The organism is Kitasatospora sp. NPDC034023 (assembly GCF_055575795.1).
This window is the reverse complement of the sequence record NZ_JBVIRY010000013.1, coordinates 66,282-79,997: the sequence shown is the minus strand read 5'-3', so window position 1 is coordinate 79,997 and position 13,716 is coordinate 66,282. Positions and strand designations below refer to the sequence as shown.

The window sequence follows — 13,716 nt, the reverse complement described above, 5'->3', positions numbered from 1 at the left end:
CTCGCCTGCTCGGCAAGGTCTCTCACCTCGCCTCAGGCTTTGCCGAACCACGCCCTCCACACATTGGACTAGACCAACTAATGGTGTCAACCCTTTCCCGTGGGTTACCGATTGGGAAAGTCGGCGCAGCTCACGCCGCCTCTCGCGGTTCGCTTTATGTTTCGGGGACGGACATAAGACGGGGTATGTTTCGAAAATTGACATAAGCGCGAGCGGTGAACCCCACCCGCCCCAGGACCCGTTGTCCCCGCGTGTTAGACCGGGCCCGCGGAGTCCGCCCGCCGTAGGTTGGGGGCGTGCCGCGCCCAGGAGCCGCCCGACTCGCCCCGCCCGACTGGCTGACCGAGAGCCTGCGGCCCCGGGCCGCCCCGATCCCCTGGGCGGCGGTGGCCCGCGCCTCGGTCGCGCTCGCCGCCCCGCTCGCGGTGGGCACCGCCACCGGCCGGCCCTCCTACGGCGCACTGGTGTCGATGGGCGCGCTGTCCGCGGTCATCGGGGACACCGCCGACGCCTACCGGATGCGGATCTTCAACATCGCCGTGCCGCAGCTGTTCGGCGCCCTCGGCGTGCTGCTCGGCACCCTGGTGTACGGCACCGGCTGGACGGCCGTCCTGGCGCTGACCGTCGTCGCACTGGTCTCCGGCATGATCTCCTCGATCGGCGCGGTCGCCTCCGTCTCCGGACTGCTCCTGCTGCTCAACGCGGTGGTCGGGGCGGGCCTGCCGCTGCCCTCCCCCTGGTGGCTGCCGCCCGGGCTGCTGCTGCTCGGCGGCCTGGTGGTGCTCGCCCTGACCCTGCTCGCCTGGCCGCTGCGCATCGGCGTCCCCGAACGCGCGGTGGTCGCCGGGACCTACCGCTCCGTCGCCGACCTGCTCGCGGCCGCCGGCACGCCCGGGTACGACGGCCGGCGCCACGAGCTCACCCAGTCGCTCAACCACTCCTACGACCTGCTGCTCGCCCGGCGGGCCCGCCGACACGGCCGCTCCCCCACCCTGGTGCGGCTGCTCGCCCAGCTCAACGCGGTGATCCCGGTGGTCGAGGGGGCCGCGGCGGCGCACCTGCGCCCGCCCGAGTACGGCCCGCTGCCCGCCGCCTACCCGGCCGCCGTCCGCGCCCTGGCCGACGCCGTCGAGCAGGGCCGCACCGGCCCCGCCCCCTCGCCCGACCTGCCCGTGCCCGCCGGGCCGTCCACCCGGGCGCTGGCCGAGGCGATCGGGCACGCCGCCACCGTCGTGCACGAGGCCGCGCCGGACCCGTACGCCGTCGACGACCGGCTCGGCCGGCCCGCCGGCCTGGAGGTCCGGGCCCGGCGGGCGACCCGGGCGCTGCTGCTGTCCGGCGCGTCCTGGCGGTACGGGCTGCGGCTGGCGCTGTGCATCGGCACCGCGCAGGTGCTGGTCTCGGTGATCGCGGTGCCGCGCTCGTACTGGGTGGCGCTGACCGTGACCTTCGTGATGAAGCCCGACTTCGGCTCGGTGTTCTCCCGCGCCGTGCTGCGCGCGCTCGGCACCGCGGCCGGACTGCTGATCGCCATTCCGGTGCTCGCCGAGGTGCCGCACGGCTGGTGGGACGTGCCGGTGATGGCGGCGTTGGCGACGCTGATCCCCGCGCTGTCCGCCAAGGGGTACGCCTTCCAGACCGCGGCGATCACCCCGGTGATCCTGCTGCTCTCCGACCTGCTCAACCACCAGGGCTTCCACCTGGTGCTCCCCCGGCTCTACGACTCGCTGATCGGCTGCGGCATCACCCTGCTGGCCGGCTACCTGCTGTGGCCGGAGTCCTGGCACACCCGGATCGGCGACCGCCTCGCCGAAGCCGTCCAGGACACCGCCTCGTACGTGTCGCTGGCGTTCACCACCGGGCCGGGAGGGGACGAGCCGGCCCGCGCCCGGTACCGGCGGCGGCTCTACCGGGACCTGTCGGCCGTCCGCAGCGAGTTCCAGCGGGCGCTCACCGAGCCGCCGCCGGTCGGGGCCCGGGCGGAGGCCTGGTGGCCGGTGGTGATCGCGGTCGAGCGGATCGTGGACGCCACCACCGCCACCCGGGTGCGGATCGAGCACGGCGCGCCCGTCCCGACGGCGGCCGAGGTCGGCGCCGTGACCAGGGAGCTGGCCGACCTCGCCGAGGCGCTGCGCACCGGCCGGCCGCTGCCGGAGGCGGGGCCGGACGCGCCGGCGCCGGACTGCGCGCTGGCCCGGCTGCACCACGAGGTGCACGCGGCCCGGTCGGTGGCCGCGCCGGCGTCGTGAGCGCTACCCCCCCGGCCGGTCCGGGCGCCCGGCCGGTCCTCGCCGCCGGTCAGTCCTCGATCCGCCGCCAGGGCCGATCCGCCTCCAGTGCGAAGGCCAGCTCCAGGAGTACCCGCTCCTGCCCGTGCGCCGCCGACAGGTGCACGCCGACCGGCAGCCCGCTGAGCGCCGAGCCCGCCGGCAGGGCGATGCCCGGGCCGCCGGTCACGTTGTTGACCGGGGTGAAGGCGACGTAGCGCAGCAGCCGGTCCATCAGCTCCTCGAAGTCGACGTTCGGGCTGAGGTGCCCGATCGGCGGGGCGGTGTGGGCGAGCACCGGGGAGAGGATCACGTCGTGGTTGCGGAAGACCCGCTTGTACACCCCCTCGGCCCGGCGCAGCCGCCGTAGCACGCCCGGGGTGTGCGGGAACTCCGCCTGGAACTGCCGGCGCAGCCCGGTGGTCAGGCCGTCCAGCCTGTCGGCGCGGAAGCTGGGGTCGATCAGCAGCCGGCCGGTGAAGGCGATCGCCCAGGCGATGTAGCCCCAGTAGGAGACGAAGTCCCGGGAGAACTCCTCACCGAAGGGCAGGGCGGTCGGCTCGACCCAGTGGCCCATCGCCTCGAGTCGCGCGGCGGTCTCCTCGACCACCCGGCGGGTCGCTTCGTCGGTCTTGGCGATCGGCGAGTCGACGACCAGGCCGATCCGCAACCGCTGCTCGCCGGGGCCCTCGACCAGGCCGAGCGGGGGCAGCTTGGGGTTGCGGCGGTGCCGCTCGGCGGCGGCGAAAAAGGCGGCGGTGTCGCGCACCGAGCGGGTCAGCACACCGTCGGTGACCAGGTCGATCGGCAGTTTGGCGCCCTGGGAGTTGGCGACCAGCCGGCCCCGGGTGGGTTTGAGTCCGACCAGGCCGCAACAGGCGGCCGGGATGCGGATCGAGCCGCCGCCGTCGTTGGCGTGCGCGATCGGCACCACGCCGGAGGCCACCAGGGCCGCCGCGCCGCCCGAGGAGGCGCCGGCCGAGTGCGAGGGCTTCCACGGGTTGCGCACCGGCTGGGCAGTGGCGAATTCGGTGGAGGCGTTGAGGCCGAACTCGGGCAGCCGGGTCTTGCCGAGGACGGCGAGGCCGGTGGAGAGGAACTGGTCGGTGAAGCGAGCGTTGCGGCGGGCCGGTTGGGCACGGAAGGCCTCGCTGCCCATCGAGGTCGGCAGCCCGCGCAGGTCGACGTTGTCCTTGAGGTAGGTCGGCACGCCCCAGAGCGGCCCGCCGATGCCTTCCCGGCTGATCTGCGGCTTGTCGTACGAGGCGTGGGCGACCGGTAGCAGCCTGCCGTCCACCCGTGCGGCACGGGCGACGGCCGCGCCGACCAGCTCCCGGGGGTTGACCGCGCCGGCCCGGACCAGGGCGGCCAGTGCCACCGCGTCGTACCGGCCGAGGGCGTCGTCGGCGAACGCGTGAACCTTCTCGTCGGTCATCCGAACTCCCCACTCCCTGCCGGACTTTCGGCCGTCCGGTCATCGCGTCGGCTCCGCACCGGCAGGTAGTACTGCCCAATTCTACTGACCGGTAGTCGCACAAGACATCGAGTGTATGCGTCCGTCAGCGATACCGGGCCCGCCGCCACGGTCAGCAGGTAAACGATCCGTCAAATCTTCAAGGGCGCACGAGCGTTCGGCATGCGCCCCCGTGTTCACCCCACCCGCCCGTCCACGATCGTTTCACGGGCTGCCGCCGGGAAAGATCCCGAACACGAACCGTTCCGGTCCTTCCCACCCGACCCAAGGTGACGCCCGTGCCGATCCACTTCTTCCCGACCACCCGGTTCACCGCCGCCACCGCCCCCGGCGGCCTCCCCCTGCTCGGCCACGCCCCCGCCTTCATCCGCCGCCCGTTCGACTTCGTGGCCGGCCTGCCCGCCCACGGCGACCTCGTCCGGCTGCGGCTCGGCCCGCTCGACGCGTACGTCGCCTGCCACCCCGAACTCGTCCGCCGGCTGCTCACCGAGGACCGTACGTACGACAAGGGCGGACTCGTCCTCGACAAGGCCCGCGAGGTCTTCGGCGACGGCCTCGCCACCTGCCCCGCCGCCGCCCACCGGCGCCAACGCCGCATGCTCCAGCCCGCGTTCCACCGCGACCGGCTGCCCGGCTACGCCGCGATGATGGCCGAGGAAATCGCCGGCACCACGGCCGCCTGGCGCGACGGCGAGGTGGTCGACGTCCCCGCCGCTATGTACCGCCTCACCACCGCCGTCACCGCCCGCTGCCTGTTCGCCGCCCACGAACGGGCCGGCTCGCTGCCGGTGCACGCGTGCATGGACGTCATCACCCGCGGCGTCGGCCGGCGCGTCATGATGCCGCTGCCCGGCGCCGACCGCATCCCCACCCCCGGCAACCGCCGCTTCCGGCGCGCCCGGCAGGACCTCAAGGAGATCACCCGCCGGCTGATCGCCGACTACCGCGCCGCCGGCACCGACCACCACGACCTGCTCTCCACCCTGCTCAGCGCCGTGGACGAGGACGGACAGGGCCTCACCGACGCCGAGATCCACGACCAGGTGGTCACCTTCCTGCTGGCCGGCACGGAGACCACCGCCGCCACCCTCTCCTGGGCGTGGACCCTGCTCGCCGCCAACCCGGCCGTCCGCGAGCGCCTGCACGCCGAACTCGACGCCGTCCTCGACGGCCGCCCCGCCCGCCACGAGGACCTGCCCGCCCTCCCGCTCACCGCCCGGATCGTCAGCGAGACCCTGCGGCTCTACCCGCCGGTCTGGATCCTCAGCCGCACCGTCACCGCCGACACCCGGCTCGGCGGCCACCACGTCCCGGCGGGCGCCACCGTCCTCTTCAGCCCGTACCTGCTGCACCGCCGGGCCGACGTCTTCACCTGCCCCGACCGCTTCGACCCCGACCGCTGGCTCACCACCGCCCGCCCCGCCCCCGGCACCTACGCCCCCTTCGGCCTCGGCGCCCGCCGCTGCATCGGCGACACCTTCGGCACCACCGAGGCCGTCCTCGCCATCGCCACCATCGCGGCCCGCTGGACCATCACTCCCACCCCCGGCCGTCCCATCCGCCCCACCCGCAGCTCCTCCCTGTCCCCGCGCCCCTTCACGGCGACCCTGACCCGCCGGTAGGAGCCCGGCTGGGCCCGATTGGAGCCGGGTGGGAGCTGGGGTGGGGCGAAGTGCGGGGGTGGCGGCTCCGGGACGGTACTGTCGCGCGGGGGCCGGCGGGGTTGTGCCGGTCGGACTATCGGCTCGACTGGGGCAGCATCAGAAACATGAACGCTCGATCACCGCGGGGGCTCCCGGCCCGGCTGCTCCGCGCCGTCCGGACGTATCCGCGCCGCTCGCCGCTGACACTCTGCTACGTCGGCCTGCTCGTCCTCGGACACATCTGGGTCGAGGACCGGCTCTCCGCGGACCGGGCGGACGCCCTCCGCGCCTACATCAGCACCAACCTCGACAACCTGCACGACCATCCGGTCACCGCACTGTTCGGCAGCGCGCTGCTCTTCGACGGCACGCTCACCGACATCGCCTCCACCGGCTTCGGCGGCACCCTGATCACCCTCGGCCTCGGCATCTGCTGCTGCCTCGCCTGGGCGGAGCGCCGCTTCGGCAGACTGCGCGCCGCCGCCGTCCTCCTCGGCGGCCACATCGGCGCCACCCTGATCACCGCAGCCGTCATCCTGGTCGCCCTGCGGCACGGCTGGTACCCGGAGAGCGTGCGCCAGGACTCGGACTACGGCATCAGCTACGGCGCCCAGACCTCCCTCGCGTTCGCCACCCTCGCCCTGCCCCGCTGGGCCCGCCTCCCCTGGGCCGCCTTCGTGGTCGCCTGGCCGCTCTCCGGCGACGGCGAATGGCCCGGCCCGCTACCGGACTTCACCACTGTCGGCCACCTGCTCTCGGCCGCCCTCGGCTTCGCCCTGGCCGGCACCGCGGCCGCCCTGGCCTCGCGCCGCCGCCGGGCCGATGCGCTTGCCACGGCGGACGCCCACCCGTGATCATCCACCGATGAGCAACCCGGGCGCCGCCCGGCCGCACTGACGCTGCACCTGCGCCACGCAGGCTCGCGACACCGCCGCCGCTGCCCCGTCAGCTCGACGGCCCCCGCCCGTCGGCGATCTCGGCGAGCAGCCGCTCGATCGTCTCCAACCGCCGCCGCAGGTCCTCCACGTCGCCGCGGGTGGCGCTCTGCTCGCTCGCCTTCAGGGTGACCAGCAGCTGCCCGTCCGGCTCCAGCCGGGCCTTGGCGACATCGGTCAGCTTGTCGCCGTTCTGGACCCGGATGGCGTGCTCCAGCTCGGACGGGCGCAGCGCCAGGTCGTGCAGCGCGCCGGGCACCAGCTTGCCGCCCTCGACGACGGTGGTGGGCGTGCCCTCCAGGATCCGGGCGGCCCTCGGGTCCCGGGCGAGCCAGCGGGTGACGACGGCGTTCACCGCGATCAGGGTGGCCGCCCCGATCGCGCCGCCGAACAGGCTGTTGTCGTCGCCGATGATGGCGTTCTGCACCACGTTGGAGAGCAGGAAGATGACCACCATGTCGAAGGTGTTCAGCTGCGCCAGCCCGCGCTTCCCGGCGATCCGGAACAGGACCAGGACCAGCGCGTAGACCGCGACCGTACGCAGGATCTTCTCGACGATCGGAATCTGGACGACCGCCAGGTCATGCCACATGGCCCCGCTCCTCCCACCAGCACTCGACGGAACGGGGCCGACGCTACGCCACGGGAGGCTACGAGCGCCGCTTCGGCTTGCCGCGCCGGGCCGCCGCCGCACCCCGGCCACCAGCCGACGGCTTCGGCTTCTGCCCGCCGGCCTTCGACGCTCCCGCCTTCTGCCCGCCGGCCTTCGACGCTCCCGCCTTGGCCCCGCCCGCCTTCTGCTGCGGCTTGCGCTGGCCCGCCGCCGCCTTCTTCGGCTGCTCCTCGGCCGGCGCCTGCCCGGCCCCGCGCCCGCGCGAGCTGTTGACCGTACGGCCGCGGACGATCCCGATGAACTCCTCCACCAGGTCGGTCGTCCGCTCCTGCGGCCAGGACAGCGCCACCTGCGACTGCGGCACCTCCGTCACCGGCCGGAAGGTGAGGTCCCGACGGTGGTGCAGCCGGGCGAGGGACTGCGGCACCAGGAGCACGCCGACGTTGGCCGCGACCAGCTCGATCGCGTCCGCCGTGGTGTCCGGGCGGGCGATGGCGGGTCGCCCGGGCAGGGTGTCGGTGGTGAGGCCCAGGGTGTCGTCGAGCGGGTGGAAGACCACCTCCTCGGCGAGGTCGTCGGGCGTGACCTCCTCGGCGGCGGCGAGCCAGTGGTCCTTGGGGAAGACCACGACGGTGGTCTCGGTGTACAGCGGGATCGCGCTGAGCACGTCCTTGTCGACCGGCAGCCGGACCAGCCCGGCGTCCGCGCCGCCCTCGCGCAGGGTCCGCTCGCCGTCGCCGACCGGGAGCGCGAGGAGGTCGAGCGGGACGTCCGGAAGCCGCTCCTCCCAGACCCGGACCCATTTGCCGGGGGTCACGCCCGGGACGTACACGAGCCGGAAGGAGGGGTTCACCTGCATGTCTGTCACAGGGCAAGGCTACCGACCGTGACCGGAGGAGGCCGCGCGCTCCCTTACCCTTGTCACCATGACATCGCTCAAGCAGAAGACCAGCCAGACCATGAAGCCGGCCACGGCGGCCAAGAAGCTGGGGATTTACCTCGCCGCGGCGCCGACCGACTTCCAGGAGGGCGTGGTCTCCCGCGAGGAGCTCAACGCGCTGCAGGCCGAGCCGCCGCAGTGGCTCCAGGACCTGCGCAAGGACGGCCCGCACCCGCGCCCGGTGGTCGCCGCCAAGCTCGGCATCTCGATCGCGGGCCTGGCCCGCGGCGGCGTGACCGAGGCGGTCACCACCGAGCAGATCGAGGCGATCAAGGCCGAGAACCCGCTCTGGCTGCAGCACGAGCGCGCCAACCAGGTCGACGCCCGCAAGGAAGCCGTGCGGATCAAGGAGAAGCAGGAGAAGGACGCCGCCGCCAAGGCCGCCAAGGAGGCGAAGGCCGCCCAGGCCCGCTGACCCCGCCCCGGCCCTCCCCGGCCCCTGACACTCCCCGGTTCCCTGCTGCTCCGGACCCCTGGTGCTCCGGAGTCCCTGGTGCTCCGGACTTCGGGCCCTTCCGGGCTCCGGCGGCGGCGATTGTCAGACCCCTGCGCAACGATGGTGCCGACGTCCGTTCCCACGGGCGTCGGCACAGTCGTACGCAGGGGTCAGCACGGGATCAGCACGGGGTCAGCAGACAGGGAGGCCGACAGGTGGCAGGGGCACTGGAGGGGCGGATCGCCCTGGTCGCGGGGGCGACGCGGGGCGCCGGGCGGGGTATCGCGGTCGAGCTCGGCGCGGCCGGCGCGACGGTGTACGTCACCGGCCGCAGCACCCGGGAGCACCGCTCGGAGTACGACCGTCCCGAGACGATCGAGGACACCGCCGACCTGGTCACCGCGGCGGGCGGCCGGGGCATCGCGGTGCCGACGGACCACCTGGTCCCGTCCCAGGTGGCCGCCCTGGCGGAGCGGATCGACGCCGAGCAGGGCCGGCTGGACGTCCTGGTCAACGACATCTGGGGCGCGGAGAAGCTGTTCGGCTGGAACATCCCGGTCTGGGAGCACGACCTGGACGACGGCCTGCGGCTGCTGCGCCTGGCGGTGGAGACGCACGCCGTCACCAGCCACCACCTCCTCCCGCTGCTGCTGAAGCACCCGGGCGGCCTGGTCGTGGAGATGACGGACGGCACCGCCGAGTACAACCGCGACACCTACCGCAACTCGTTCTTCTACGATCTGGCCAAGACCTCGGTGCTGCGGATGGCCTTCGCGCTCGGCCACGAACTGGGCCCGCGCGGCGCCACCGCGGTCGCGCTCACCCCGGGCTGGATGCGCTCCGAGATCATGCTGGAGAACTTCGGCGTCACCGAGGAGAACTGGCGCGACGCCGTGGCCCGGGAGCCGCACTTCGGCATCTCCGAGTCCCCGTACTTCGTCGGCCGGGCGGTCGCCGCCCTGGCCGCCGACGGCGAGGCCGCCCGCTGGAACGGCCGCTCGACGTCCAGTGGGCAGCTCGCCCGGGAGTACGGCTTCACCGACCGGGACGGCAGCCGACCGGACTGCTGGCGCTACCTGGTCGAGGTGATGGACGGGGGCAAGCCGGCCGCCCCGGAGGCCTACCGCTGACGTTCCGCGTGACTCCGGCCGCTCCGACCATCGCCGATCCGCGTCGGCCCTCGCAGGCCCTCGTCGGCCCTCGTCGGCGGCGTGATCGGCACCCGGTGGCGGCCGGAACTCCCTCCCTCCGCCGTGTGTTGACCGCGCCGCCGATCACTCCGAATAATCGGCGGGATCGGGGCGCCCCACAGGGAACCCGTGTCGCACCGACCGCGCCACACCAGGGGGATCCATGATCGAGCAGCCGCAACCCGCCGCACTGGCCGCACTGGCCGACGAGTACTTCGACGCCGAGAACACCCACAACCCGTTCGACGCGACCCTCGGCGGCGTCGAGGGCTACGCACACCTGCTGCCCGACCCCTCCCGCGCCGCCGATCAGCGGTACCGCGAGACCCTGCGGGGCTTCGGCACCCGGCACGCCGCGATCCCGCTCGACGGCCTGAACACCGAGGACCGGATCACCCACCGGCTCCTGGCCCGGCTGATCGACAACGGCATCGGCCGACTCACCCACGGGCTGCACGAGTTCAGCATCTCGGCAACCATCGTCGCCCCGCACAACGAGGTCTTCAGCTCGCTCGCGATGGTCCCCGTCGACCACGAGGGCCCCGACGCCTACCTGGAACGACTCGCCGGCCTGCCCGGCTACTTCGACGCCGCCCTGCGCCGTGCCCTGGACGCCGCCGCCGAGGGCCGCCACCCGCTGCGCAGCGGGGTCGATGCCGCCGTCGCCCAGCTGGACACCCACCTCGCGACCGCCCCGGACGAGGACTCGCTGCTGCGCCCGCTGCGGGGCCGCCCGGAGTACGAGCGCGCCCTGGCGATCGTGCGCGAGACCGTCCGCCCGGCGCTGGCCCGCTACCGGGCCGGGCTGGCCCAGCAGTTGGCACCGGAGGCCCGCCCCGACGACCGGGCCGGCGTCTGCCATGTGCCGGGCGGCACCGAGGGCTACGCCGACGCCGTCGCCCGCTTCACCCGGCCCGGGCTCACCCCGGAGGAGGTCCACCGGACCGGCCTGGACGCGGTCGCGGCGCTGCGCGAGGAGTTCGCCGAGCTCGGCGGCAAGGTGCTCGGCATCACCGACCCCGAGGGCGTGCTGACCGCGCTGCGCGAGGACCGCTCGCTGCGCTTCGGCAGCGCGGCCGAGATCATCGCCCTGGTGGACGCCGCTCTGGAGCGGGCCCGCCGCGCCTCGGCCGACTGGTTCCGCCCGTACCCGATCGCCGACTGCGTGACCAAGGAGATCGACCCGATCGAGGCGGAGACCGCGCCGCTGGCCTACTACCAGCCGCCGGGCCCCGGCGGGCTGCCCGGCACCCACTGGATCAACACCCTGCGCCCGGAGACCCGGTTCACCTACGAGTACGAGGCGATCGCCTTCCACGAGAGCGTGCCCGGCCACCACCTGCAGCTCGCCGTCGCACAGACCCTGCACCACCTGCCGCAGTTCCGGCAGAAGCCGAGCAGCCAGCTGACCGCCCACGTCGAGGGCTGGGGCCTGTACACCGAGCGGCTCGCGGACGAGATGGGGCTGTACAGCTCGGACCTCACCCGCTTCGGCATGCTCTCGATGGACGCGCTGCGGGCGGTGCGCCTGGTGGTGGACACCGGGATGCACCACTACGGCTGGTCCCGGGAGCGGGCAATGGCGTTCATGCGGGAGAACACCGCGACCCCCGAGGCCAACGTCCGCAACGAGATCGACCGCTACATCTCCTGGCCGGGCCAGGCCACCTCGTACCTGATCGGCCGTCGGGAGCTGGTCCGCCACCGTGAGCGGGCCCAGGCCGCGCTCGGCGCCCGGTTCGACGTCCGGGAGTTCCACCACCAGCTGATCGGGCACGGCAGCCTGCCGCTGGGGGTGCTGGACGATCTGGTCTCGGACTGGATCGCGGCGCAGTAGCGCACGGCCGTACGCCCTGTACCGCCTACACCGCCGCCTGTACGCCCTGTACGGCCGTGCGCCCGCGCGGCCGTACAGGGCGTACAGGGCGTACGGGTGCTGAAACGGTTCCGCACGCCCGGCAAAGGCTTCGCCCGCCCGGACGTGGCGTCACTCGTTCGGGCCTGTCGACACGGTAGTGTCCGCTGGCGCGGTCCCCGCCATCCGGGTGACCGCCGCTCACGCACACCCAGATGGAGGAACCCGTGCCGGCTCCCGCCCGCCGCGCCCTGGCCGTGGCCGCGGCCGTCCTGCTCGCCGCAGCCGCAGGCTGCTCGTCCGGCGGTGGCCACACCACCAAGGCGACCGCCGGCCACAGCTCCGCCCCGGGCGGGGACGCAGCCCAGCCCGCCCCGGCCGCGATCGTGACCGGCCCCGGCCCGAAGAGCTCCTACGAGGTCCAGCCGCAGCCCGCGCCGGGCAGCTGCCACTACCGCTACGCCGCGGACAAGCAGCCGCTGCCCGACCCGAGCTGCACCCCGGGCGCGATCAGCCCGGCGGTCAACCAGGACAGCCTCAAGGACACCATCTGCAAGCCGGGCGGCTACACCTCGACCATCCGCCCGCCGGCGAACCTCACCGGCAAGGAGAAGGCCGAGAACGCCAAGTCCTACGGCTACACCGGCCCGATGGGCGACGCCGAGTATGACCATCTGATCAGCCTCCAGCTCGGCGGCGATCCCAACGACGCGCGCAACCTCTGGATCCAGCCGCCCTCCCCCGGCCACGTCCCGGGCAAGGGTCCGAACAATCCCAAGGACTCGGTGGAGACCCACCTGCACACCGCGATCTGCAAGGGCCAGGTCACCCTCGCCGCCGCCCAGCAGGCGATCGCCACCGACTGGACCACGGCCGAGGTCAAGCTCGGCATCAGGTCCGGCGGCACGCCGACCGCCGAGGCCGACGCCGACGGGGACTGACGGATCGTTTCGGCAGCGGACCGTTCCGGCTGCAGACCGCTCCGGCAGCGGACCGTTTCGGCAGCAGACCGTTCCGGCAGCCGAGCATTCCGCCCGAGACGTGGGGCAGCTCAGCGCCCGGGCGACTCCACCGGCTCCCCGAGCGTCTCCACCAGCTCGGCGATGGTGTCGAACGGCCGGTACTCCGCGAGCTCCGCGCCCAGCGCGCGGGCCCGCTCGCGGAACCGGCCCTCGCCGAGCACCTGGTCGACCGCCCGGCCGACCTCCTCCGGCGCCGGACGGCCCGTCCGCAGGTCCAGCCCAGCGCCCGACCACTGCACCCGGGCCGCCACCTCCGGCTTGTCCTCGCCGGCTCCGGCCACCACCAGCGGCACCCCGTACCGCAGCGCGGTCTGCACCCCGCCGTAGCCGCCGTTGCTGACCAGCACGTCGGTGTGCGGCAGCAGCCGCTCGAACGGGACGTAGTCGACGGCGCGCACGTTCCCCGGCAGGCCGCCGCCGAACAGGTCGGCGAGCGCCCGAGGCCCGTCCGGACGGCCGGTGGCGGCCACCACCAGCACGTCCCGCTCCGCCAGGGCGGCGACGGTCGGCGCGACCAGCTCCCCGAGGTCGGCGTTGGCCAGGGTCCCCTGGGTCACCACGACGACCGGCCGCTCGCCCGTCACCTCGCCCCACCACGACGGCAGCGGCTGCTCACTGCCGACCAGGCCCGGCAGCGCGCCGATCAGCCGGTAGCCGGGCGGGGCGTCGCTGCGCGGGTACTCGAAGCCCGGCACGGTCAGCTGCAGGAAGTGGTCCGGCACGGTCACCATGGCCAGCCCGCGCGGCCCCTCCGGCAGCCGGACGCCCAGCTCCGCGTACACCTTCTCGGCGTACCGGCGCAGCGGCTCGCCGCGCCGGTACGCCTCCTCCCGCAGCGCCCGGTTGCGGGCCCGGCCCTCCTCCCCCGGCAGGGGCGGCAGCCCGGGCCCGAAGGGCGCGGTGTCCACGCTCGGCAGCATCGACGGGGTCACCCCGATGCCGATCAGCGCCGGACGCTCCGGCCGAGGACGGCTCAGCGCCAGCGGCAGCGCGCCCTGCAGGAAGGCGTCCGCGATCACGGCGTCCGCCGGGAACTCGGCCAGCAGTGCGAGCAGCGCCCGGTACTGGACGGGGATCGGGTCGAGGAACACGTGCTGCGCGTCGAAGGCGAGCCGCTCCGGACCGGGCGGCAGACTCGACCGCCCCGGGAAGCTCGCGTCGAGGTCGCGGTCGTCGAAGTCCGCCCCGGCCGGCAGCGCGACGAACCGCGCCCCCGCCCGCTCCGCCGCGCCGGCGAACCGCGAGCCGCCGAGGAACACCACCTGGTGGCCGCGGGCGACGAGGTCGGCGGAGACGGCCAGCAGCGGGCTGGTGTGGCCGTGGGCGGGCACGGCGGTGGTG

General features: G+C 74.1%; 11 protein-coding genes. 7 read left to right on the top strand and 4 right to left on the bottom strand.

Annotation, left to right across the window (positions count from 1 at the left end; genetic code table 11):
- Nucleotides 1-296 precede the first annotated feature (296 nt).
- On the top strand, nt 297-2,249 hold the full coding sequence (locus ACZ52R_RS18950) for an FUSC family protein (RefSeq protein ID WP_465624828.1): 1,953 nt from the start codon (nt 297-299) through the stop codon (nt 2,247-2,249).
- A gap of 49 nt (nt 2,250-2,298) precedes the next feature.
- Here the strand turns inward: ACZ52R_RS18950 and ACZ52R_RS18945 are convergent, their stop codons facing one another.
- The gene (locus tag ACZ52R_RS18945) at nt 2,299-3,702 is read right to left on the bottom strand and encodes an amidase (protein ID WP_360502133.1); all 1,404 of its coding nucleotides are present in this window, start codon (nt 3,700-3,702) and stop codon (nt 2,299-2,301) included.
- Nucleotides 3,703-4,019: 317 nt separating this feature from the next.
- On the opposite strand from ACZ52R_RS18945, the gene ACZ52R_RS18940 reads away from it, so the two are divergent.
- Both ACZ52R_RS18940 and ACZ52R_RS18935 read left to right on the top strand, forming a co-directional pair.
- The gene (locus tag ACZ52R_RS18940; protein WP_465753764.1) at nt 4,020-5,363 is read left to right on the top strand and encodes a cytochrome P450; all 1,344 of its coding nucleotides are present in this window, start codon (nt 4,020-4,022) and stop codon (nt 5,361-5,363) included.
- Nucleotides 5,364-5,509: 146 nt separating this feature from the next.
- A complete protein-coding gene (locus tag ACZ52R_RS18935; RefSeq protein WP_360502138.1) occupies nt 5,510-6,238 on the top strand; it encodes a rhomboid-like protein in 729 nt (242 codons plus the stop codon).
- Between the two features lie 91 nt (nt 6,239-6,329).
- Here ACZ52R_RS18935 and ACZ52R_RS18930 read toward each other — a convergent pair whose 3' ends face one another.
- Together ACZ52R_RS18930 and ACZ52R_RS18925 are read right to left on the bottom strand one after the other, a co-directional pair.
- On the bottom strand, nt 6,330-6,911 hold the full coding sequence (locus tag ACZ52R_RS18930; protein WP_360502140.1) for a DUF421 domain-containing protein: 582 nt from the start codon (nt 6,909-6,911) through the stop codon (nt 6,330-6,332).
- Nucleotides 6,912-6,969: 58 nt separating this feature from the next.
- On the bottom strand, nt 6,970-7,800 hold the full coding sequence (locus ACZ52R_RS18925; protein ID WP_465624823.1) for a LysR family substrate-binding domain-containing protein: 831 nt from the start codon (nt 7,798-7,800) through the stop codon (nt 6,970-6,972).
- Between the two features lie 58 nt (nt 7,801-7,858).
- Between ACZ52R_RS18925 and ACZ52R_RS18920 the strand changes: the two genes are divergently transcribed.
- The 4 genes from ACZ52R_RS18920 (at nt 7,859) to ACZ52R_RS18905 (ending at nt 12,294) form a co-directional block, all read left to right on the top strand.
- Nucleotides 7,859-8,287, top strand: a complete 429-nt coding sequence (locus tag ACZ52R_RS18920; RefSeq protein ID WP_360502145.1) for a DUF5997 family protein — start codon at nt 7,859-7,861, stop codon at nt 8,285-8,287.
- Nucleotides 8,288-8,523: 236 nt separating this feature from the next.
- Nucleotides 8,524-9,438 carry an SDR family oxidoreductase gene (locus tag ACZ52R_RS18915; RefSeq protein ID WP_465624821.1) on the top strand — a complete coding sequence of 305 codons (915 nt, stop codon included), beginning with the start codon at nt 8,524-8,526 and terminating at the stop codon, nt 9,436-9,438.
- 223 nt (nt 9,439-9,661) lie between these two features.
- Complete coding sequence (locus tag ACZ52R_RS18910; protein WP_465663917.1) at nt 9,662-11,335, top strand: DUF885 domain-containing protein; 1,674 nt, start codon at nt 9,662-9,664, stop codon at nt 11,333-11,335.
- Between the two features lie 233 nt (nt 11,336-11,568).
- Nucleotides 11,569-12,294, top strand: a complete 726-nt coding sequence (locus tag ACZ52R_RS18905) for a hypothetical protein (RefSeq protein ID WP_465663916.1) — start codon at nt 11,569-11,571, stop codon at nt 12,292-12,294.
- A gap of 110 nt (nt 12,295-12,404) precedes the next feature.
- Here the strand turns inward: ACZ52R_RS18905 and ACZ52R_RS18900 are convergent, their stop codons facing one another.
- Complete coding sequence (locus ACZ52R_RS18900) at nt 12,405-13,706, bottom strand: nucleotide disphospho-sugar-binding domain-containing protein (protein ID WP_465663915.1); 1,302 nt, start codon at nt 13,704-13,706, stop codon at nt 12,405-12,407.
- Between the last annotated feature and the right edge of the window lie 10 nt (nt 13,707-13,716).